Origin of the sequence: Corynebacterium sp. TAE3-ERU12 (assembly GCF_019209905.1) — a bacterium.
Classification (GTDB): domain Bacteria; phylum Actinomycetota; class Actinomycetes; order Mycobacteriales; family Mycobacteriaceae; genus Corynebacterium.
Genome location: NZ_JAHUTM010000001.1, coordinates 165,287 through 187,697 on the forward strand (window position 1 = coordinate 165,287; position 22,411 = coordinate 187,697).

Below are 22,411 nucleotides of genomic sequence, written 5' to 3' on the forward strand. Positions count from 1 at the left end.
CAGTCTAGTCGCGTGGTGTTACTAGGCCATTACGCGACGGCCGCCGCGCTGGAACCACATCGCCCCGATAATCAGTGCCGCGGTCAACCCCAGCACCGTCGTTGACGCAATCAGGGCGTAGTGCCCGCCATCTGTGATGCCGAGGACTTCGGCGGTGCGGGTGTTATCGAACGCCAGTGCCGCCTTGACCATGAACGTCAGCGGGTTGAGTTCGGCGAAGGGCCGCACAGCTGCGACGAAGCGCTCCGCGGGAACCATGCCGGCGTTGAGGAAAGACACCACCATTAGCAGCGGTGTGGCGATCATCGCCGATTCTGGGGTGGTGCCCACTGAGGCGATGAACATTGCCGCCGCGGAGCCGAAAAGCGAACCGACGATGAGCACAGCCGCCAGCCACAGCCCAGCACTGAGGGTATGAATGCGCATCCCCAGGATGAATGCGGCGATGATGACGGTTATGCCGGAGGCAATCGAGCGGGCCAGATCGCCTAAGAACCGGCCCAGCAGCATTGGTGTGATGCCGCCGGTTGTGGTGGCAATGCGCGCGGGCATGCCGCGTTGCCGCTCGCGCAGGGCGTAGGCCGCCGAGGCCTGGGCCGAAATCATCTGCGAGTTGATAATGAGCATCACCGTCAGGGGCAGCACATCGAGCGTGCCGACGCCTTGGGCGGTGGACATGAGTTCACCGAAAAGAACACGCATCACGATGAAGGACATGGCGGGGACGACCAACGTGTTGACCACCACGGCGGAGTCGCGCAGCATGACCCGGATATTGCGGGTGAAGTGCACCATGGTCAGTTCCATGGCACCGACGGTGGGGGTGGCCTTAGACATGGTTCCTCCGGGACAGGGCGTGGGTGAATCCCCAGATGGCGATGATGGTCATGATGGCCAACCAGGCGGCAGCCTCAATGGCGGTGCTGCCGAGGTCCCCGTCGCCCATGAGGGCGCGGGCGGTGTCGAGAATCGGGGAGAGCGGCACGTGTGTGATGACCGGTGCGATGGAATCCGGCAGGGCCTCCGCGGGCACGAAAGCCGTGGAGAACATGATGATGACCAGCACCATGCCCTGGAACAACATGGCAGTAGAGGTCGGTTTTTTCGTCAATAAACACGCCCCGTCGATGCAGCCGGACACCACGATGGCGAAAACCACGAATAAGCCAAATAGGGCCACGGTGCGCCAGAAACCGCCTTCGAACCGGGCGCCGAGCAGCATGGCGACGATAATGACCACACCACCGGACCAGGACAGGCGGGTGAGATCAGCCAGCAACCTGGCGGCGACGATAGTCCAGGTGGGGGTTTGGGTGGTCAGGATGCGGGAGTGGATACCGTTTTCCGCGTCGAGGGACACTGCCAAAGCGGAGCCGCCGGCGGTGAACATGGTCGCCTGGATCATGCCGGCAGGTAAGAGGAAGTTGGCGTAGTTGAAGCCAATGGACTGCGCGGTGAGGGAAAAAGTTGCGTAGAACGCGCACACAAACAAACTGGGAATAATCAGCGCCGAGACCATCACCGCCTGATTGCGGAATACCCGCAAAGTATCGCGCCGCCAGCCGGCGGCTACTGCGCCACCGGGGTTCATTGACCCGCCTCCTTCGTTTCTGTGCCGCGCCGGGCGATATCACCGGAGTCGGCGATGGCGAAGAACACATCATCGAGGGTGGCGGGCACCAGCCCGGCATCGACGATGGTGTTGTCATCACCGGTCCATTCGGCCAGGGCGTGAACCAGAGTGCGGTAGCCGTCGGGGGCGTCGACGCAGACCACCCCGTCAGCTGAGTGGGCGGTGAAGCCACGCTCGGTGAGGGTGGCTGTGAACTGTTCCGCGGTGTCCTGGTCCAGCATGGCGATCCGGCAGGTGGTGGCGCCGTAGCGGTCTTTGAGTTCGGCCGGGGTGCCCTCGTCGAGGACCTTGCCGTCGGCAAGCATGGCGATCCGGTCGGCCAGGGCGTCAGCTTCTTCGAGGGTCTGGGTGGTCAACAAGATGGCGGTGCCGTCGGAGGCGAGGGCGTGGATCATCTGCCACACCGAACGTCGGGCCGCCGGGTCCAGGCCGGTGGTGGGTTCGTCGAGGAAGAGTAGGGCCGGCGGCACCATGAGCGAGGCTGCGATATCGAGGCGCCGGCGCATGCCTCCGGAGTAGTCCGAGGCTTTGGAGTCTGCCGCGGCGGATAGGTCGAAGGTGGTGAGTAGTTCTGTGGCGCGTCCGGTGGCTTCGGATTTGGATAGGCCCATCAGGCGTCCGAAGTAGATGAGGTTTTCGCGGCCAGTGAGTTCCTGGTCGATTGCGGCGTATTGGCCGGTTAAGGAGATGGAGGAGCGGATACCGGCGGGGTTGGTGGCGAGGTCGTGCCCGTTGATCATCACCGTGCCTGAGGAGGCGGGCAGCAGGGTGGACAGCACATTGATGAGTGTGGTTTTGCCGGCACCGTTGGCGCCGAGGACGGCGAGGATGCCGCCGCGGGGGATGGTGAGGTTGATGCCGCGGAGGATTTCGGCGCGTTTATTGCCGGTGCCGCGGTGGCAGTGCAGATCGCGGATATCGAGAATGAGGTCGTTGGTGTCTGGGGTGCTCAAATGACCCGCATCCTTTCGGCTAACAGAATTACTAACCGCCATAGGGGATAGGCGTGCATAACAATATCGCTACCGCTTAGGTGGCGGCAAGAGTAACCTCGGCACGCACATAAAGGTATGGGCCACAGAAAGGATTGGGATGGGGCGCGGAATCGAGGGCGTGGTACTCAAACTGCTCGGCGCAGACGACTACACCCTGACCGTTATCGACTGCGCAGAAATCACCAGCGGGTACTGGAAAGTACGCTTTGACCTCGGTGGATTACTCAATGACCACCCGCCGCACCCCGCCCAGTGGATTCGCATGTGGGTGCCCGTATGCAACGCCACCAGCGCCGAGGGCAACGGCCCACTGCCCGCTGCCGGAGATGTCGATGAGCTACGCCAGCGCGGATACACCATCATTGACACCGATCCGGCCACCAACCAGGGCACCATCGCCTTCGCTATCCACGACGGCCCGGCCCCGTGGTGGGCGCGGCGGTGCCAGCCGGGAGACACCATTCATTGCACCGCGATGGGATCAAAAAATGAGCTTCCCGACGACGCCGCCGACGTTGCAGAGTGGTTCTACTTCGGAGACACCGCCTCGGTGCCAGCGATCTCTGACTTATTACAGGCACGGCCACCGCACCGAGATGGGGAGCCTGCACCCGCCCGGGTATTCCTAGAACAACAGCATGACGACGACCCGGATATCCCGCTGCCGATACTTCCAGGCGATACCCTCACCTGGTTGCCGCGTGCCGACGTTGAACCGGAGCAGGCTGAAATCGTCGCTGCGGCGCGGGCGGCGGTGGCTGATCCGGGCGACGGGGTGCGCCGGTTCGCGTGGATTCACTGCGATAATAAGCGCACCCGCTGCATCGCCAAGATCGTGAAAAACGACTGGAAATTACCCCGCAAGACCGGGTTTAAGCAGCAGGCCTACTGGATTGACCGGGACTAATCCTGCAGATCGGCGGCCAGCCGCAGAAAAGCCTCGTCGGCAACCAGCGGAATCTCCTTGCGCTTGGCGTGCATTGCCTTGCCGGTAAAAGCGTCCGGGGGGATATCGGCAGGCTGGTTACACACCAGAACGGAGGTTTCCCGGGTGACTTTTTCTGAGTAGGCCAAGCCAGCAGCCACCCCGGCGGCGATCAGAGTGTCACCGGGGATAGAAATCTCCGGGGCGATAGCGAATTCCATACCAGTCTGCAGGGCATGACCGGGCTGATACCGGCCTGGGTTCGCCACCGGGCGTGGAGCCTCCATAGCGTCGACCCGCACCGCCGAACGCTGCAAACCCACCGGGTCTGCGCGCAATTCCGACGGGGCCCAGGACAAGACGGGATGTGTGGTGTCATTGCGCTGGGCGAGGAAAAGCTCGCGCACCGCGTTGAGTTCGGCGATAGTGCGGTCTTTTTCCAACACCTCAATATTGTCCACCGTCGCTACTGGGTCGGGGGCGACAACACCATAGCTGCGGGCAACCGCAAATAAGCGCCGGTCACTGAACACAGTGCCCTGGATTCGGGCAGTGGCCAGGGTGTCGACAACAGCCGACGGGCGCGGCGGGCGCCCACCACGCTTGCGTGAGCGACCCCGGTCTCGGCGGCCACGGTTCTTCCGGTTGGCGGCCACCCGGGCGCGGCGGGCCTCTTCGACGATAAAACCCCACACCATCGGGGAATGGTGGGCCACCACAGTGCGCCCATCGATCAGATTGCAGACCTCACGCAGCTTCGAAGCGAAGCGCGGGGAATTGTGTAAATCCTCCGGGCGCAGATTATGCAGGTGTTCAGGCCCGGGATCTTCACCAATAGTGAAGGTCGAATGCCAGGTCTTGTGCACCGTGCCGTCGGCGGTGAACACCTGCACACCCAACGCAACCATCCGTGCGGTCTTGGGATGAATCCCTGAAGCACGCACGGAAACAGCAACGTATTCCCCGTCTTTGACGGGGGCGTTGCCTGGTGCGTTGGGCTGGTCAGACACGTCGGATTACTTCTCCGCCAGGGCCCGGTTCGCTGCGGACAGCACAGCCTTCAGCGAGGCGTAGGTGATGGAACCGGCGATACCGCAGCCCCACACCTTCTGACCATTGACATCGGCGAGCACGTAGGCGGCTGCCTCAGCATCATCACCGGCGGTGCGGGCGTGCTGGACGTACTCCTGCACCTCGACGTTGATGTCCAGGCTCTCCAGGGCATTGGCCAGAGCAGCCAGCGGGCCATTGCCGACACCGGAAATGACCTGCTCAGTGCCGCGGTGGCTCAGGCGGGCCTTGACACGGGTCTCATCGGACTCGGTCTGGGCGGCATCGACAGTGATGGAGATGGTCTCCAGCGGGGATTCACGATCCAGGTACTCGCCGGCGAAGATATCCCACATCGCCTTGGAGTTAACCTCGCCGCCTTCGGCGTCGGTGACGTGCTGAACAACATTGGAGAACTCCACCTGCATGGTGCGCGGCAGGTTCAGGCCGTGGTCGGTCTTCATGATGTAGGCCACGCCGCCCTTGCCGGACTGGGAGTTGACGCGGATAACCGCCTCATAAGAACGGCCGACATCCTTCGGGTCGATGGGCAGGTACGGAACCTCCCACACAACCTCGCGCAGTTCTGCGTCGGAAAGCTCCTTGACGCTGGCGCCAGGGCGAACCTTTTCGGCCATCGCATCCAGGCCCTTATTAATAGCGTCCTGGTGGGAGCCGGAGAACGCGGTGAACACCAGGTCGCCGCCGTAGGGGTGGCGCTCAGGGACACGCAGCTGGTTGCAGTATTCGACGGTGCGGCGCACCTGGTCGATATCGGAGAAATCAATCTGCGGGTCAACGCCCTGGACCAGCATGTTCAAGCCCAGGGTGACCAGGCAGACATTGCCGGTGCGCTCACCATTGCCGAACAGGCAGCCCTCGATACGGTCCGCGCCGGCCAGGTAGCCCAGCTCTGCGGTGGCCACGCCGGTACCGCGGTCATTATGCGGGTGCAGGGAGAGGATGACTGAGTCGCGGCGGGCGATATTGCGGCTCATCCACTCAATGGAGTCGGCGTAGACGTTGGGGGTAATCATCTCCACCGTGGACGGCAGATTGATGATGACCGGGTGCTCCGGGGTGGCATCGAGGATCTCGATGACCGCGTCGCAGACCTCCTTGGCGTACTCAACCTCGGTGCCGGTGAAGGACTCGGGGGAGTACTCCCAGCGCCAGTTGGTGCCGGGGTAGTCCTTGGCGATGGAGGTGACCAGCTCGGCGGCGTCGGTAGCGATCTTCTTGATCTGTTCCTTGTCTTTACGGAACACAACGTCGCGCTGCAGGATCGAGGTGGAGTTGTAGAAGTGCACAATGACGTTCTTTGCGCCAGCGCAGGCTTCGAAGGTACGGCGGATGAGGTGCTCGCGGGCCTGGACCAGCACCTGGATGGTCACATCATCGGGGATCAGATCCTTTTCGATGATCTCGCGGACGAAGTCGTAGTCCGTCTGGGAGGCCGAGGGGAAACCAACCTCGATTTCCTTGTAGCCCATCTGCACCAGCAGATCGAACATGCGGCGCTTGCGTTCCGGACTCATCGGGTCGATCAGCGCCTGGTTGCCATCACGCAGGTCAACCGCACACCACTGCGGGGCGGAGGTGATGCGGTTATTCGGCCAGGTGCGGTCAGCCAGCTGGAAGTCTTGAACCTCTACGTCATAGGGCTCATAACGGTGGGCGGGCATTGCCGAGTTGCGCTGCTTATTCCAGGCGGGCTGGTCAGCGGGGATGTCACCGTTCGGGGTGGTGATGCGGGCAGGTGCGGAGATAAATGCGTCAGGAGAAGTCATGGTGCTTGTTCTTCCTCGAGTGATAGCGGACGGGTTTGTAACGAGTGACCGGCCCCAATGAATCCCCGCGGAAGGGAAGCCGGTCTTGTTAGGCCCCGCCGCGGCATGGAAGGAGAAGCACGCGCTGTTGCATAGGGGCAGCATACAACCGAGCGGCGGTGTAGGCGAAGTTCTCGCGGAAAAAGCGAGCCTCGGGCTTACTGTCTCGCGGAACCAAGATGTGGGTAGGTACCTAGGGTTTGCGCACACAGCGAGGAGGGGCGCGTGACGCGTCTGCAACCGAAGGTCGACCAAGGATGGTTGCGAAAACATTACAAACGAATGTTGAGGGTTGACGTATCCACGGGGAGTGGAAAAGCTCATTAAGTGTTTGGAGAGGGCTAAGTATGTGAAAAACGTCGTACATAGATCGTTCGCGGATACTGCTGCGCTATTGCTGATGGTAAGCCCAGATCGGGCGGTGATACCTGGACGAGCCGAACTGAATGAGATTGGGCAGGTGAACGAACTCTGAACCATATCGACCAAGCAGGGGACTCAGTTCCGACTCTCCTGGTTGGCGTTCGAGTACGCAAAATGTGCCTCTCGCAACCACCACGGCGAGACATCGGTCAAGGTAAGAGAGTGCGAAAACATTCGATTCAGGCCCGACCCTTGCGTGGATGAGGGTAATCGCGTTAGGAGGTAAAAATGCAACAGGGTGAACAATTGGAGCTGCCATCGGTAGCTAAGCGCGTTGGAAAGTTTCAACTTGGCCCTGTCGACCTCGGCTCAATCTCGCCAGGCTCTGTGCTGCTGCTGGGCGGTAACGGTGCTGGCAAAAGCTTATTTTTGGGCGAACTAGCCAATACTCTCCGAAAGGAAGGTTGCAGAGTATCGCTGCTTAAGCAGGAAGAAACGCTACCGCGTTTTTCCAGGCTGAGAGACGTTGCGGCATTCGTTGGTTGGCAGCGTGGTATGAAAGGCGAAAAGCTAGAACTGGCAGTCCGGAATGTTTTCGAGGTAGCGGACCTGACTGAACGAATCGATGAGCGTTGTGGTGCGCTATCGGGCGGAATGAAACGCCGACTCTCTGTGGCCTTGACGACCTTGGGGCAGCCTGAAGTAATACTGCTTGACGAACCTGCGGCTGGCCTTGATGTGGATCAGAGAGAAAATTTACGCGCGACAATAACCGAAGTTGGAAAGCGTATTCCTGTCTTATTTTCAAGTCATGAATTAACCGATCTAAATGAAGATATCTGCCGCGTTGTGGTTCTTGCGGCAGGCAAGATGACTTTTGATGGTTCGCCGCCAGGGTTTCTTTCTAGGGCGCACCTTGAGGTCGAAACCGGAGATAGTAGAAAACTTGCTGCTTATCGATACTGGACGCGTCGAAACGCATAAATTCCGGGGTTTTAGGAAGGATTTCCGTGAAAAGCCTAAAGATAGTAGTAACTACTTCTATTGCCCTTTAGTTGCGCTCGTTTCTGGGATCGCTTCGCAACTTGCTTTCTTGATAGGTAATTGGTCTTGGCGTGGGGAGTACTACACCACAGCTCAATGGATTGAGGGTAATGCGATCCCGGCTGCGGTTTTGACATCGGTGGCTATCGCGATCGACGGGTGGTTCCGATTTGGACCTAGAAGCAAAAGTGTTCTTGTTGCTGGGAAGCTGTGGAACCGTTACGTAATCCGGTATTCGGCTTTCTTAATCGCAGGATTTTCGCTGCCGCTCTTCGGTGCTTTCATTTTTGGAGCCACATTCTGGCCACACTATGCCAACGAGATGGTTGCTACCGTGCTTCTTCATTTTTTGGTGGCGTGGTTTTGGTATGTAGCTCTCCTCCTGTTGGCCGTTACTCTTAGCGCTTATTTTCCGGTATTGGGTTGGTCCTCACGCCATTAGTTGTCACCGGACTGTGCTTCGTAGGCATGGAATCCTCAAGCCTTGTTCTGCTTGGGGGTGCAAGCGGTAGTTTGCTCGGACTTGAGCCAGTCCCCACGACGTTAGCGGTCCAGGCGTTTTTCGCTCTGGCGCTTGTTGGTCTGTCTGCTTTTCTGTTAGCCCAACGTGGCCGTAGTGAAGGTTTATATGAAACCGACGGCTTTAAAGAGCAAGGCTCAACTGTTGGAGCGATGGTCGTTGTTTTTTTCTTGACGGTTATCGCGGGGGTGAGTCCTTCGTTCCAACTGTCTTCAGAACGTTTTAGTTCACGTAATGACTTAACGTGTGTGGGCGGGACTCCCCTGCCACGGACTTGCACTAGTGCTCAACATATTCGGTTTTTAGACAATCTCGACACCCGCAACTTGCAGTTGAGAGAGGCTGCTAAAAATTTTGGAGTGGACAACGTGGTTCCAGCTTCTGTTATTGAGGCGTACGGGCCAACTGCCGCCGGCGGGCCAGCTCCTACCAATGCGACCTGGGCGCTACGCGAGGCGCCCGATATCGCAGGCTGGCAACCAACCCCTTCAGAGCTTGCAGATCCTAGGAGCAACGTCACTGTGGAATCCTTCATGGAAGGTCTAACCTATCCGGCGCGCTGTGCGGTTCTGCATTCCGAAGAAGGGCCTAGTTCTAAGTATCTAGAGCTGCATTTCTCCGCCGTCGAAGCGGGTGTAATACTGCTCGATGACCATGCCGGGCGGGAACGTCGCGCGGGTGCTGCTGAAATCTTGAGTAAGAGTATGGAGAAGCTTAAGCGGTGCGAATTCTGAGGCTGGTAGAACTCGTTTTCCAGGGAGTGCGCGCCCACATCAAGGTTGGCCTTAATTATCCACTTGTGTGTGCCTTTATGGCGAGTTTGGCGGTCTTCTATCTGCTGGGTAGCTTCCCCTTGGTGGGAGGCGTATCAGTGCACGCTAAGTTAGCTCTGTTTACCGGTCCGGTTTTTGGCTGCTGGAGTCTGTTGTGTTTACGACCCGGCGGCATGATGTGGGAGCCTCAAGTCTTGCTTGCCCGTGTGGGTGAAGGGCTTTGGCTTTTAATTCTCTTGGGTGCGTCTTGCATTGCCAGAGCGTTTGTTGGTGCTAATGCCGGGTTGCCAATGAGGATCAACCTTCCGGTCTTTTTGTTTCTTGGTCGGTTGTCGTTGGTGTAGGCACGATTCTCAATCGAATTTTTGCGCCAATAGTAGGATTTGCTCTCGTGTTGGTGATTGGTTATACAGCCAATACCGTCAGCGCGATATGGGCGGGTGGTTGGCTCATCAGCGCCCCGAATCCGACACACCGGTGGGTAATAGCCGCTATGGCCGTTGGGGTGGCTGCCGCGCTGTTCAGCGTTCGTGGAGTCAAGGGCGATTCGGGCTGGTAGCAGAGGCGAAAGAGAAGCCGGTTAGTTCTTCACGGTTCGGTCGCTTGATAAATACACGGTGGAGACAATCATGCCGATCAGTGCCAGCAGCAACCAGTACCACCCGCTGCCGTCGACCTGGAACCGCTCGCCGAGCACGATATAGCCCAGCATGAACGCGATGATCGGCTCACCGCAGCTCATCGCCGGCAGACTGGTGCGCAGCGGTCCTGCATTAAAAGCTGCCTGCTGTACGCCGGCGCCGATGAGGGCCAGCGCGATCAGCAGCCATAGTTGCCAGGAGATCAGCAGTGCCACGGTGCCTTCGTGCACTCCTACGTCAATGACGGCCTTACTTAATACAGCCACGTAGCCGTAGAGCAGGCCGGTGGCCAGGCCGAGGGTGAGTGCTTTGGGGGTTCGTTCGCCGTTGCCCATGCGGTCTGCGCTGCGCTGCATGAAGAAGAACACGACCGCACCGACGACGAGGGCGGGAATCCAGATTTTCAGTGGGGGTTGGGAGGCACCTGGCAGTGGACGGCCCAGGATGACGAGTACACCGACGGAGACGGTGAGTACTGTGGCCCAGAATCCTTCTTCGACGGAGATCCGTCGGCCGTTGATATGGGCTGATAGCGGCAGCGTAAACATGAGTTTCATCACCAGAAGCGGCTGGACCAGCAGTAGTGAGCCGAAGGCGAGGGCCGCTATCTGCAGGCCGTAGCCGGCAAGAGCCAGACCTAGGCCGGCCCACCATCGGGGTCTGCTGATCACGTCGATGACGCCGCTGAAGGTCCCGGATTCGTCGGGGACGGTATCGGCTAGTTGGTGACGGATGACGGTGCCAAAAGCGATGCTCAAGGCCGCAGCGAGACCGAGGGTGACGGCGATGAGCGGATTATGCACGCGCCATAGACTACCGGTGCGTGGTTTGTGTGGCGGTGATGGGCCGGTTGGGGCGTGGCGGGGGTGGTCACACCCGTTGGTGGCGCGCCCAGTGTTAAACCCATGTTGCCGTTCGGGATCAAGGCCTAGTGCTGTTGTACGGTGTAATGGACATCACGGCCCTGGCGCGTTAATGGCTTAGCGGCCGGGCCGAAACCACAGCAGTGTTCGAGGAGCCAGCACATGGCATTGGTCGTGCAGAAGTACGGCGGTTCGTCCTTGGAGAGCGCAGAGCGCATCCGCCGCGTCGCAGAACGCATTGTCGAAGCGAAGAAGCAGGGCAATGACGTTGTGGTGGTGTGCTCTGCAATGGGTGACACCACCGACGATTTGCTGGACCTGGCTAACCAGGTCAATCCGGTCCCCCCAGCTCGTGAGATGGACATGTTGCTCACTGCTGGTGAGCGTATTTCGAACTCGCTGGTGGCGATGGCGATTGCCTCGCTTGGCGCGTCGGCGCGTTCTTTTACGGGTTCGCAGGCAGGTGTGATTACCACTGAACGGCACGGTAATGCCCGCATTATTGAGGTCACCCCGGGGCGGGTGCAGCAAGCACTTGATGAGGGCCATATTTGTTTGGTCGCCGGTTTCCAGGGCGTCAACCGGGAGACCCGCGATGTGACCACTTTGGGCCGTGGCGGTTCGGATACCACCGCTGTTGCGTTGGCCGCGGCGTTGGAAGCTGATGTGTGTGAGATTTATTCCGACGTCGATGGTGTGTACACCGCCGACCCGCGCATTGTGAAGAATGCGCAGCGCCTGGAGACCATCTCGTTTGACGAGATGTTGGAGATGGCTGCGGTGGGTGCGAAGATTTTGCAGTTGCGGTGCGTGGAGTACGCGCGCGCGTTTAATGTGCCGCTTCGGGTGCGTTCGTCCTATAGCAATGAGCTGGGCACACTCGTTACTGGATCAGTGGAGGATATTCCTGTGGAAGAAGCAGTGCTAACTGGCGTCGCTCATGATGCTTCGGAGGCGAAGGTCACCGTGTTGGGCATTCCGGATGAGCCGGGTCATGCCGCGCGGATGTTCCGTGCCGTTGCTGAGGCGGAGATCAACATCGACATGGTGTTGCAGAATGTCTCTAAGCTGGCGGATAACCGCACCGATATCACGTTCACCTGCCCGAAGGCTGATGGTCCGCGTGCCATGGAGCTGCTCACCGCTATGCGTGAAGACGGCGGCTGGCAGGATGTGACTTACGACGATCACATCGGCAAGGTGTCCTTGGTTGGTGCGGGCATGAAGTCGCATCCTGGTGTGACTGCCACGTTCTGTGAGGCTTTGTCGCAGGCCGACGTCAATATTGAGTTGATTTCTACTTCTGAGATCCGCATTTCGGTTCTGGTTCGCGATACCGATGTTGATGATGCGGTGCGTGCCTTGCACGAGGCTTTCGAGCTCGGTGGGGAAGAAGAGGCAACGGTGTATGCCGGCACGGGCCGGTAGTGCCGTGTAGTTAAGGGCGAAAATCTTGCGACGCGCTGGCCTGCTTAGCCCAGTGGGCTGACGCTAGGGCGTATCGTGACTGCTAATTATTGCCGCCTATTCCGTCTGTATGGCTGCCGCCGCGTGTGTCGTGAGCGGGTGGTCCGGGGCGAAGGAGTTTACCGATGACGACTATCGCTGTTGTTGGCGCCACCGGCCAGGTGGGTCGGGTTATGCGTACCCTGCTTGAGGAACGTAATTTTCCGGCGGAGAAGGTGCGGTTTTTCGCTTCGGCTCGCTCTGCGGGCACTGTGTTGCAGTTCCGGGGCGAGGACGTTGTAGTCGAGGATATTAACGACACCCCTGATAGTGCGTTGGCGGGTATTGATATCGCCTTGTTCTCTGCTGGGGCGACGCTTTCGCGTGCGCAGGCGCCGCGTTTCGCTGCGGCGGGCGCGACCGTGGTGGATAACTCTTCGGCTTTCCGTAAGGACCCGGATGTTCCGTTGATCTGTTCTGAGGTCAATCCGGAGGCGGCTCGGGATCTGCCTAAGGGCATTATTGCGAACCCGAATTGCACCACGATGGCTGCGATGCCGGTGTTGAAGCCGCTTCATGATGTTGCTGGTTTGCAGCGGCTGCAGGTCGCGTCTTACCAGGCGGTTTCTGGTTCGGGCGTGGCGGGTGTGCGGACGTTGATTGAGCAGACCCGCGCGAATCTGGATGTTATGGAGCAGTTGGTTCTTGATGGTTCGGCTTTGACGGCTGATGATCTTGGGCCGAATGCGGCTCCCATTGCTTTTAATGCGGTGCCGATGTTGGGCGATATCGTCGATGATGGTTCGCTGGAGACTGCTGAAGAGCAGAAGTTGCGCAATGAGTCGCGGCGGATTCTTAATCTTCCCGACTTGGCTGTTGCCGGTACGTGTGTGCGTATCCCGGTTTTCACTGGTCATACCCTGGTGATTCATGCGGAGTTCGACTCGGCTATTTCTCCGGAGCAGGCTCAGGGTGCGCTTGCCGACGCTCCGGGCGTGCAGCTTGTTGATGTTCCTACCCCGTTGGCTGCGGCTGGTGTGGATCCGTCGTTGGTGGGGCGGATTCGTCAGGATCAGTCGGTGCCGGAGGGGCGCGGCCTGGTGTTGGTTGTCTCGGGGGACAATCTGCGTAAGGGTGCTGCGCTGAATACCGTGCAGATCGCGGAGCTGCTCTAGGCGGCCTACACGCCGAGCGTGTGTGATGTTTTTGTGGATACCCCTACCGGAAATACCGGTAGGGGTATTTCTTTGCCTGCATCGCCTGACTGCCCTAAAAATGTGACATAAGTCACGTAACGGGGGTGATAGGACATTATTTATGTCGGTCCAAATTCAATCGTTCGACTTATGTATTAACTAGCGAAAAAACGATAGGTTAGACTTAATTAATTTTTGCGAACGATGAAGTTGCAGGTCGTGCGCAGTGGCCGAAAACTGCGAATGGGAATAAGTAACCACATTCTTATAAAAACGTGGGTGTCGTGGGCTGAAAAACCGCTGTGCCGGCGGCTGTCGGCAGTGCGTAGCAGGCAAAAAATAACGGGGGTGGCGATATCGGCCGCTCGGCGCTATCCATTGTCGGCCATCTTCGGCCTGGTCTACGGTTCAGGAAGAACATGGTGCTGCCCAGGCAGTGCTGTGTCGTGTGAGAAGTATTTCTGGCGACTGCAGAATCTCGTAACGAATCGTCCAGCGGTTTCCCGCTGGGGAATCGTGTGGAACTGCGGCTGAGGGGTATTTCTCACGCCCGTGCAGTGGTTATTCCGATTACCGCACTGGTCGTTACTCGGGTTCTATTTTCCCGCCGGGACATCCGGCAAGACAGAAAGTTGTTTCTATGAACAAGTCGCAGCGCACGCTTCGCTCCGTAACCTTCTCCGCCATTGCTGGCCTGGCTCTGGCAACCGGTACCTTCGCCGCTCCGATGGCAGTCGCTCAGGGTCCCACGCCTACGGCCCAGGCCCCGGCCTCCGCGATTAACTTCGACGCCGAGACCTCGCTGACCGTTCACAAGCAGCAGCTCGAAAATGGTGCAAACGCGTCGGGTACCCACACTGGCGAAGAGATGACCGGTGTCCCCGGTGAGACCCTTGCGGGTGCCACGTTCAGGGTCACGAAGGTCAACCAGCCTTACTCGAACAACGCAGAGGTTCAGGCAGCCACGAAGCTCACTGTCGAGCAGGCCAAGCAGAAGCTTGCTGGCGACGGCGAGTCCATCACTACCAATGAGCAGGGCGTTGCCGAGTTCACCGGTCTCGACGTAGGTGTCTACCTCGTTGAGGAGACTGCGGCTCCGGAGGGCTTCAAGCCTGCTAAGCCGTTCCTGGTCTTCTTGCCGATGACCAACAACGACCGCACCGGCTGGAACTACGACGTCCACGTCTACCCGAAGAACACCAAGACTGAGGATGACGTCAAGGAAGTCAACGACAACGACGTCCAGGCCGGCGAGAAGATCACCTACACGATTAAGTCGGCTATCCCGACCGTCGCCGAGGGCGACACGATGTCCAAGTACGTCGTGACCGACCGCCTTGATGGTCTCCTGCTCGACGTCGCAGCAAGCGATGTTTCGGTTCAGGTCGAAGGCGGCGAGGCTCTTACGGCCAATGACGATTACACCGTCGCCATCGACGACCAGGGTGATACCAAGGTCGTCACTGTCACGCTGACTGAAGCTGGCAGGGAAAAGTTGGGTAAAAGCGGCGGCACCCTGGTGACCACCCTGACCCCGACCTTCAAGGGCGTTGAGGGCAAGGACGTCGACCCCAATGGCGGCGTTTCTCTGAAGAACGAAGCGACCACCACCCATAACAATGGTGACGGTTCCGGTGATACCACCACGCCCACCAATGAAGTTGAGAGCGTCTTCGGCAACCTTGAGTTGAAGAAGACCAACGAGGCCGACGAAGCGCTTCAGGGCGCCAAGTTCGAGCTCTACCAGTGCTCCGATAAGGACAACCTCGGCGATCAGGTTGAGGTGGGCGGCGAGACCGTTTTCGTCACTGACCAGGCTGGCATGATCACTGTTAAGGGTCTGCGTGTTGCTGACTACAAGAACGGTGAGCAGGTCACCTCGGGCCCGATGAAGTACTGCTTCGTTGAGACCGAGGCGCCTGAGGGCTACGAGCTGCTTGCTGAGCCGGTAGAGGTTGAGTTCACCCAGCCCCAGCTTGCTAGCCAGGGTGAAGGCCAGGAGCCTTCCAAGACCTACACCAAGAATGTGGTCAACATTGAAGACGCTGGTACCCGTCTCCCGAGCACCGGTGGCATGGGTATCGGCATTCTTGCCGCCCTTGGTGCCATCATCGTCGGTGTCGGTGCATGGTTGGCCAAGCGCAACAGCTCTGAGGCCTAAAGAGAACACCTGCCCGAATAATGGGTAGGAAGTTGGGCTGCATTGTGGCCCAACACCTCTAGGTTTTAGAGGGCCGGAGGTGTCGTCCAAATGGACGGCACCTCCTGGGGCACTGTGTCCTATCGCCAGTAGTGGTATGAGCGGCAAATAAACGCTATACGCATCTATGGGCCACGGACGCAGTGCGTTATTACTCAAATAATCAACGCGACAAGTACGCACCTGCGTGCTTTTGGCGGAGCAAGTAATGGAGTGCGTCAGTGCGGGAATATGGTTCTCAGATTGTGGTTGAGGAAGATCAACCAAAACCGTCGTCGGGTAGCAGCTTAAAAAAGATACTGCTACCAGTCGTCCTAGTACTCCTGGGGCTACTCATCCTGCTCTACCCAGTGGTTGCTACCCAATGGAATAACGCCCAGCAGCTGCGAGCTGCTCAGGAATATTCCAAACTCGAGCAGAACACTGACCCGGCCGTGTTGAGCCAAGAATGGGAAAGCGCTCACCGTTATAACGCCGAGCGCGGCACCGGCCCGATCTTGGACCCCTGGCTTGCTCGAATTAGTAGCGATAACGTCGAATACCAGGCGTATCTCAAAGAGCTAGCGGTTCACGAGGTCATGGGCCGAATTATCGTTCCGGCCGCCCAGGTGGACCTGCCGATTTATCACGGTACCGGGGAAGACACCCTCCAGCGAGGTGTCGGTCACCTCTATGGTTCTGAATTGCCAGTGGGTGGCGAAAATACGCACTCCGTACTCACGGGTCACACTGGTTTGACCAATGCGACGCTGTTCGACAATCTCGGTGATGTCAAAAAGGGTGACCCCTTCTACCTTGCTGTTGCCGGCGAGAAGCTCAAGTACGAAGTTCACGATATTCGCGTGGTCCTGCCCGAAGAAACAGACAGCCTGAAGCCCGTAGCAGGTGAAGACCTCGTCACCTTGGTGACGTGTACTCCGTATGGCATCAACACTCACCGTCTGCTGGTTACTGGCCACCGCGTACCCCTCGATCCTGAGGACGCGAGCGCCTTCGAGGACTCCGGTTTGCACTGGCAGTGGTGGATGTGGGTCATCGTTGCGGTAGCAGTCTTGATTCTGCTCATGCTCGCCCTGTGGATTCGTAAGGTAATGCGCCGGAATAACGAAAACAGCGCTGACTACGTCGATAATTCGACGACCCCCGGACAGGAGCAGTTCTGATGAGCGGCCTTAAAGTTTCTAAAACCTCACGGTTTACGGCGCTGGCAGTAGCTGCCGGTATATCAATTATTCCGGTGAATGCATACGCGGTCGACCGCACCATCACTGGCAACACGGATGGCCTTAACCCAGCCACCACAGCAGAGTGTGAATCCCTCTCACTTGCGCTGCAGATACCTACGGGCAATCCCCACGACGAGACCCCAGCCGGGCAAAAGCCAGCTGGACCGGTGTCTGGGACAACCTTCACAATCGCTCGCGTGCAGGGTGTTGATCTAGCAACTGCCGAAGGTTGGGAACGCGCGAAGTCCATGACTGTCGCCGAAGCTCAGGAAGCCGAACTCGCAGAGCCGCATTCCGCGACCACCGATGATGGCGGTCGCGCAACGTTCAACAGTCTTGAGCGCGGACTTTATCTGGTTACCGCCGAGCCGCCCAATAACACCGAATACCGGTACATGACCTTCGAGCCGTTCTTGGTTACTGTCCCGGTCGGTGCAGGTGACGCATGGACATGTGACCCGGTATTGCTGGTGAAGCCCGATGGCCACACTGACGACCCCAAGCCGGGACCAGGTGACGACCCGACGCCGGGACCAGGTGATGACCCAGACAACGATCCGGGTGATAGTCCAGGCGATGGTTCCGATGACACCCCTGGTGATGGTTCCGATGACGGTTCCAGCGATTCTGATGATGACGGTGACAATGGCTCCAGCGGCGGCGGTGGCGGCGGAGACCTACCGGTGACCGGCGCGGCCGTGATGGGTATTGCAGGAGCAGCCGTTGTATTGCTCGGCGCTGGCCTGCTGTTCCTCCGGCTTGGTAAGCGAGGCGACCGACGTGGTTAATCGCACTATCAGTCAATATATGCCGTGCAACTACGCACAAGAATTAACTATTTTCCGTAACAGAATCCGCGTAGCGTATTTCCGGAGCGAAGAAAGGAACGCCGAGTAATGGCATCCTCCAGCAAGGCCACCAAGCACAGGGCCACAAAGCGTCGGCTGCTTGCCGTATGCGCCACCGTTGGGCTCTTAGCTGCCGGCGTGCCCGCAGCTGCGGCCGACGATATCGACGAAACAACGACTAGCTCGGCTAGCGAGTCCGCCGCCCCGGAGCGCACCAGCGAATCGACTACGCCGGAACCAACCCGTGAGACTGCTACGCCGCAGCCTCCTCGACCGTCGACCTCAGCTCCGGAAACGTCCTCCACGCAGCGGCCGGCCGAACCGGCTCCTTCAGATGCCGATAAGCAGCGCGCGGAAGAAGAACGTCAGCGCGAAGAAGAAAAGCGTAAGCAGGACGAAGAGAAGAAGCGCGAAGAAGAAAAGCGCAAGCAGGACGAAGAGAACAAGAAGCGCGAAGAGGAAGAAAAGCGCAAGCAGGACGAAGAGGACAAAAAGCGCGAAGAAGAAGAGCGGGATCGCGCAGGACGTTCTCGCGTTGCTCGAGCTGCGGGTAGAGGCCCGCAGCCGGCCGAACCGCCAAATAACACCACCTACGGTAAATTAGAGAAATTCGTTGAGCGTACTTCCGGTAACCCGGACTGGCTGCGTAATTCCCCTGCTGCTAACCCTCCGGTGCCGCTGAAGTGTGGCCGGACGCTGAACATTGCCCTGGTTTTCGATATGTCCGGCTCTCTAAACGAAGGCGAGCGTGAAAAAGCTGCTGAAGCGGGCAAGGGTGTTGTGTCCAAGCTCGCCGGCACTAACTCGAGAATCGGCGTCTACAACTTCGCTACCGATGCGCCTTCTATTGCCTCTGCAAAATCAGCACAAAGGCATGATTTAACTCAGCCCAGTGGTGTCTCTGAGGCTCGTCAAGTTATTGATAACCTCAAAGATCGCCCCTCAGGCTATAAAGGCACCAACTGGCAGGCTGGTTTAGAAGACGTACCGCTGAAGCAAACTGATGGCGCAGGTGAGGTCACTCAAGGATATGACGTGGTGTACTTCATCACAGATGGTGTTCCCACGACGGCCTATAAAGATAGCGCTAATTCGACATCATCGTACGTCGCAAACGATGTTCAGACCTTCACTCATATTAGCGATATTGATAACGCTATTGCTGCCGCTAACCGGCTGAAGCAGTCCGGTACCCGAGTCGTTCCCATTATGGTCGACAAAGTCCCGGAAGCACAGTGGGTTCTTCGCGATGAAGTGAAGTATATGGAGCTTGATCAGAGATTTTCAGCAAAAGAGGGTGACGTCTTTTTCAGGGGAGATGATGGTCTCTTTGCTAAGTCTGCGCAGCAGTTCCGTCGCGTTACCAGCGATACCGGAAATGTCAGCATTTTCAATTCAAGTACTAGGGCGGACATTCCCTGGGAAAGTCGTGGCCAGGCCCGAGTCAATGATCTCCCGTACTACTGGTCGGCTCGCAATCGAAACGGATTCCCGGAGCGTTTGACTCCTGAGGTGATGTTGGCGCAGATTTCTGACCCAACCTCCTCCTACTTCGTCGACAGCTACGATAACTCTGTTCAAAAGCTGAAGAAAATCATCCAGTCGCCCTGTGAAGGCATCATTACTATTCAGAAGAATATTGTTAATGAGAAGGGTGAAGAGAGCCCAGGGGAAAACTGGGACTTCGCGATTAATTCCTACCTCAAAGACAAGGATATTAATGGTCTAGTTGAAGACGATGTGAACGCGGGAGCTCCCACTAATCGTAAAAACGAAAAGACCAATGCTGATGGCATCGCTAAGGTGCGTGCCGTTCGTCAGCTCATCGATGAGGTCGATAATATCCGCATTGGCGAGCGTCAAACAGGTGGCTACGCCATTCAGAAGAACGGCGGCAATAACCTTGTTTGCATCGGGCAGGTCGGCGATGAAAACGGCGAAGTGAGCCAGGAAAGTATTCCTGTCACGAACACGTCATGGGAAGAAAACAACGGCAAAGACAAGTACGTCGGTGTCACCTTCCCGCTGAACCTCGACAAGTATTACCGCGGAGTCACCTGTACGGCTGTCAATAAACAAAATCGGGCTACGGTCACGAAAACGCCGGTAGATGGTGACGGCGACGGCCAGGCTGCCCAAATAACCCCTGACGGCCGTGGCACGCTTACCTACCAGGTGAACGTTGCAGGCGGCGATGAAGCCGATGCAGCCGACGTCGAAACGGGCGTCATCACCGACCAGCTGTTGTTGCCGACGGGTGTCAGCCTTGCTGGTGGGGACTCGAAGGTGAAAGTCTCGGTCAAGGCACCTAATGGAGTGACGGTCACCGAGGCCGCAGGCGAAATTCCGACGAAGAATATTAAGAACAACGAGTTCACCCTCGCGAAAAACGTTCTCGTCGAAGCCCAGAAATCAGCTGTCTTCAACATCACGGTTCCGATTCAGGTCCAGCTCCAAGGCGAAGGAGCAGTGAACTGGGAAGAAGTCGAGCGGTGTGAAGCCCCAGAAGACGCTGAAAAGAAGATGGGCGAAGCCCCGGCCAGAGGCGGTGTCGGCAACGCAGCGCTGTCCAAGAAGGATCGCTTCGAGAACAGCTACGCCTGCGTTGGACTCCGTAGGCCCAAAAACGCTGCCCTCGGTATAAATAAGGTCGTCTTCGACAAGGATGCCGAAGGTAATATTTCGGACCCCCAGCCGATAGATGGTGCGTCCTTCACGCTGTACCGCACCGATGACAACTACCGGTTCAACGATGGTGATGTCGCCGATATCGGCAATATCACCCCCGGCAAATATGCCCTCGTTGAGACCGAAGCGCCCGAAGGGTACGACCTCCTCGCGCAGCCAGTGTTCATCGACGTAGAGGGCACAACTGACGGCTACGTGTTCACTCTTGCCAACGGCACAGCCGACGGCGGGATTGTGGAACTGACCTCCGGGTCCGGTGCAGACGCGAAGTACACGTGGACTGCGCAGGTCGCAGACGTCCGCTCAGGCGGTAACCTGCCCAAGACCGGCGGCAGTGGCCAGCTGCCGTTCGTCTTAGCTGCACTAGCGGTCATAGCTGCCGCTATTCCGCTGATGCGCAAGCAGCTCAGCTAGCTGAGTCCTTCCCGCTGAGCCAAAAGAATCCTCCGCAGCACCTACAAGTGCTGCGGAGGATTTTTCTGTATTACTAGCCGGATTGTCCGAAGCCAGAATGGGGCGGAGGTGAGATGCCCCGCCAATACTTAAGCGCTGGAAGAGTGATTGTGCTGGCCCTGAAGGCGGTTAGCGGCAATAAGGTCATTACGTGCCCGGGATACCCGAGAACGAATCGTGCCGACTCGACAGTTCGCGATTTCTGCGGCCTCCTGATACGAGTACCCCAGCACCTGAGTGAGAATAAGCGCCTCGCGTCGCGCAGGCTCAAGGCCATCAAGCAAAATCTTGACGTCCACTAAATCCGCCCAGGAAGAATTTTTCTCCGAGCTACCCACAACAGAATCAGTTGCGTCCTCTAAAGTGACGGTCGACTTTCGAGGACGCGACAAATCATGGCGTACAGAATCGACCCACACCCGGCGGGCTACAGACAAAAGCCACGTTCGTGCAGAGGACCGGGCAGCGAATCGAGGCAAAGCCCCCATTACCCGTAGATACGTTTCCTGGGTGAGATCGTCGGCAATATCGGGGTCCGCAAGATGGGCAAAAAAGCGCCACACATCAGTCTGAGTGGCGCGAATAAATTCACTGAGCGCATCGGCATCACCGCGACCGGCCTGTAGGGCCAAGCGCGTGACCGAATCCTCACTGCAGTGCTGCGGCATGGAGCTAACTATAGCAATGAATAATCACCTGCCAAGGGCGCTACAAATAGGCCAAAACCCCCTCCCGCATAGTGCGGGAGAGGGTTGTGGAGCTCAGTATGGATCTAAGCCTATGCGTCGTTTGCGACAGCAGCCTCGGGAGCCTCAACGCCGGAGGGGCTCAGGATGCGGTCGTGAGAATCGTGGATCTGGTGGTTGTCGTCGTTGGAGTCGTGGGTGGACTCATCCCACGAGATATCGAAGGCATCGTTGCCGAACGGCAGGTTCACGTCGCCGAAGGAGGAACCGAAGTTCACGTCGCCGTTGATTTCCTCAACGTTGGCGAACGGCAGATCCGGGAAAATTACGGTGTCGGGGGCAAGCGCATCGATGATTGCGACGGCATTATCCATTACAGGCTCCTTGAAAAAACAAAATGTTGGGTTGAACGCACCTGCCGTAGGGCGCACCCTGCTCGACGCTGGTGCCACGGCCTTTGTGGTGGTGCCAAAGACGTTATGAGATCCGGGCAAAGTCCGCAAACACTAGATGTAACATCCGGTAGCTAAAAGGAGATAGTAGGCAAAATTACGGTGTGCGCTTGGTAAATGCCATGGTCACAGCGTCGGCAGGAGAGCTTGAATAACTATGAAGATACACAAGATGTAGCCCCATATGAGGGTGGAATAAGTTGTCTAGATCGGCCCGGCCTGACCTCGCCGAGAAAACCTAGGACTAATGGGGGGCAGAATCCTCCCCAGAACCATCCCTAATTCCAAGAATTGCGCGACCCAATACCTGCGACGCAACCGCAGAGACCACCAACATCGCAATAATCGCGATACCCGCGGTGAGCACACGACCGATCGTCAACCGGCCTGCATCCCAATCGAGCAACACATTCGCCAGCACCAGCAATGGAATGCCTACGGTAATGCCTGCAGAAAGCTGATTGAGCCGGGAAAGCGCATCGTGCGCCCGCCACATAGAAATAACCGCGCCCAATAGGTACAGCGAACCGGCCAGAACTCCGAAAGCGAAAAGCGTAGTGACAAGAATTGTGCCAACCAT

The 22,411-nt window shown here is 58.1% G+C and carries 19 protein-coding genes; 10 read left to right on the top strand and 9 right to left on the bottom strand.

The features are described from left to right. Positions 1–21: 21 nt before the first annotated feature. The 3 genes from KRX51_RS00735 to KRX51_RS00745 are packed head-to-tail and all read right to left on the bottom strand — an operon-like array spanning position 22 to position 2,586. On the bottom strand, positions 22–837 hold the full coding sequence (locus KRX51_RS00735; protein ID WP_218361056.1) for an ABC transporter permease: 816 nt from the start codon (positions 835–837) through the stop codon (positions 22–24). Continuing rightward, positions 830–1,591, bottom strand: a complete 762-nt coding sequence (locus KRX51_RS00740) for an ABC transporter permease (protein WP_218361057.1) — start codon at positions 1,589–1,591, stop codon at positions 830–832. Before KRX51_RS00740 ends, KRX51_RS00735 begins: the two co-directional genes overlap by 8 nt. Beyond that, positions 1,588–2,586: an ATP-binding cassette domain-containing protein gene (locus KRX51_RS00745; protein WP_255549331.1), complete on the bottom strand. Its 999-nt coding sequence runs from the start codon at positions 2,584–2,586 to the stop codon at positions 1,588–1,590. The genes KRX51_RS00740 and KRX51_RS00745 overlap by 4 nt, the downstream gene beginning before the upstream one ends. Before the next feature lie 139 nt (positions 2,587–2,725). Between KRX51_RS00745 and KRX51_RS00750 the strand changes: the two genes are divergently transcribed. Next, a complete protein-coding gene (locus tag KRX51_RS00750; RefSeq protein WP_218361059.1) occupies positions 2,726–3,535 on the top strand; it encodes a siderophore-interacting protein in 810 nt (269 codons plus the stop codon). Here KRX51_RS00750 and KRX51_RS00755 read toward each other — a convergent pair. After that, entirely contained in the window at positions 3,532–4,563 is a 1,032-nt protein-coding gene (locus tag KRX51_RS00755; protein ID WP_218361060.1) for a DNA polymerase III subunit epsilon, read from the bottom strand. The genes KRX51_RS00750 and KRX51_RS00755 overlap by 4 nt on opposite strands. 6 nt (positions 4,564–4,569) lie before the next feature. Continuing rightward, positions 4,570–6,393: a 2-isopropylmalate synthase gene (gene leuA, locus KRX51_RS00760; RefSeq protein ID WP_218361061.1), complete on the bottom strand. Its 1,824-nt coding sequence runs from the start codon at positions 6,391–6,393 to the stop codon at positions 4,570–4,572. Between the two features lie 690 nt (positions 6,394–7,083). On the opposite strand from leuA, the gene KRX51_RS00765 reads away from it, so the two are divergent. Genes KRX51_RS00765 through KRX51_RS00775 form a run of 3 tightly spaced genes read left to right on the top strand, consistent with a single transcriptional unit; the run spans position 7,084 to position 9,093 of the window. After that, on the top strand, positions 7,084–7,779 hold the full coding sequence (locus KRX51_RS00765; protein ID WP_218361062.1) for an ATP-binding cassette domain-containing protein: 696 nt from the start codon (positions 7,084–7,086) through the stop codon (positions 7,777–7,779). Next, positions 7,742–8,281 (top strand): hypothetical protein, encoded by a 540-nt coding sequence (locus tag KRX51_RS00770; RefSeq protein ID WP_218361063.1) that lies wholly within the window; start codon positions 7,742–7,744, stop codon positions 8,279–8,281. Before KRX51_RS00765 ends, KRX51_RS00770 begins: the two co-directional genes overlap by 38 nt. Before the next feature lie 26 nt (positions 8,282–8,307). Then, positions 8,308–9,093, top strand: a complete 786-nt coding sequence (locus KRX51_RS00775) for a hypothetical protein (protein WP_218361064.1) — start codon at positions 8,308–8,310, stop codon at positions 9,091–9,093. A gap of 619 nt (positions 9,094–9,712) precedes the next feature. Here KRX51_RS00775 and KRX51_RS00780 read toward each other — a convergent pair. Beyond that, the gene (locus tag KRX51_RS00780; protein ID WP_218361065.1) at positions 9,713–10,576 is read right to left on the bottom strand and encodes a DMT family transporter; all 864 of its coding nucleotides are present in this window, start codon (positions 10,574–10,576) and stop codon (positions 9,713–9,715) included. 222 nt (positions 10,577–10,798) lie between these two features. On the opposite strand from KRX51_RS00780, the gene KRX51_RS00785 reads away from it, so the two are divergent. From KRX51_RS00785 to KRX51_RS00810, 6 genes are all read left to right on the top strand, one after another. After that, positions 10,799–12,064, top strand: a complete 1,266-nt coding sequence (locus KRX51_RS00785; protein ID WP_218361066.1) for an aspartate kinase — start codon at positions 10,799–10,801, stop codon at positions 12,062–12,064. Between the two features lie 164 nt (positions 12,065–12,228). Continuing rightward, positions 12,229–13,257 (top strand): aspartate-semialdehyde dehydrogenase, encoded by a 1,029-nt coding sequence (locus KRX51_RS00790; protein ID WP_218361067.1) that lies wholly within the window; start codon positions 12,229–12,231, stop codon positions 13,255–13,257. Between the two features lie 661 nt (positions 13,258–13,918). Further along, complete coding sequence (locus KRX51_RS00795; RefSeq protein ID WP_218361068.1) at positions 13,919–15,439, top strand: SpaH/EbpB family LPXTG-anchored major pilin; 1,521 nt, start codon at positions 13,919–13,921, stop codon at positions 15,437–15,439. Between the two features lie 281 nt (positions 15,440–15,720). Further along, on the top strand, positions 15,721–16,641 hold the full coding sequence (locus KRX51_RS00800; RefSeq protein ID WP_218362192.1) for a class C sortase: 921 nt from the start codon (positions 15,721–15,723) through the stop codon (positions 16,639–16,641). Beyond that, positions 16,641–17,492, top strand: a complete 852-nt coding sequence (locus tag KRX51_RS00805; RefSeq protein ID WP_255549332.1) for a pilin N-terminal domain-containing protein — start codon at positions 16,641–16,643, stop codon at positions 17,490–17,492. The genes KRX51_RS00800 and KRX51_RS00805 overlap by 1 nt, the downstream gene beginning before the upstream one ends. A gap of 108 nt (positions 17,493–17,600) precedes the next feature. Beyond that, positions 17,601–20,654: a VWA domain-containing protein gene (locus KRX51_RS00810; protein ID WP_218361070.1), complete on the top strand. Its 3,054-nt coding sequence runs from the start codon at positions 17,601–17,603 to the stop codon at positions 20,652–20,654. A 128-nt stretch (positions 20,655–20,782) separates the two neighbouring features. On the opposite strand, the gene KRX51_RS00815 is transcribed toward KRX51_RS00810, so the two are convergent. The 3 genes from KRX51_RS00815 to KRX51_RS00825 all read right to left on the bottom strand — a co-directional run bounded on the left by KRX51_RS00815 (position 20,783) and on the right by KRX51_RS00825 (position 22,411). Next, entirely contained in the window at positions 20,783–21,361 is a 579-nt protein-coding gene (locus tag KRX51_RS00815; RefSeq protein ID WP_218361071.1) for an RNA polymerase sigma factor, read from the bottom strand. A 110-nt stretch (positions 21,362–21,471) separates the two neighbouring features. Next, positions 21,472–21,753, bottom strand: a complete 282-nt coding sequence (locus KRX51_RS00820; protein WP_218361072.1) for a hypothetical protein — start codon at positions 21,751–21,753, stop codon at positions 21,472–21,474. A gap of 322 nt (positions 21,754–22,075) precedes the next feature. Further along, positions 22,076–22,411 (bottom strand): monovalent cation/H(+) antiporter subunit G, encoded by a 336-nt coding sequence (locus KRX51_RS00825; protein WP_218361073.1) that lies wholly within the window; start codon positions 22,409–22,411, stop codon positions 22,076–22,078.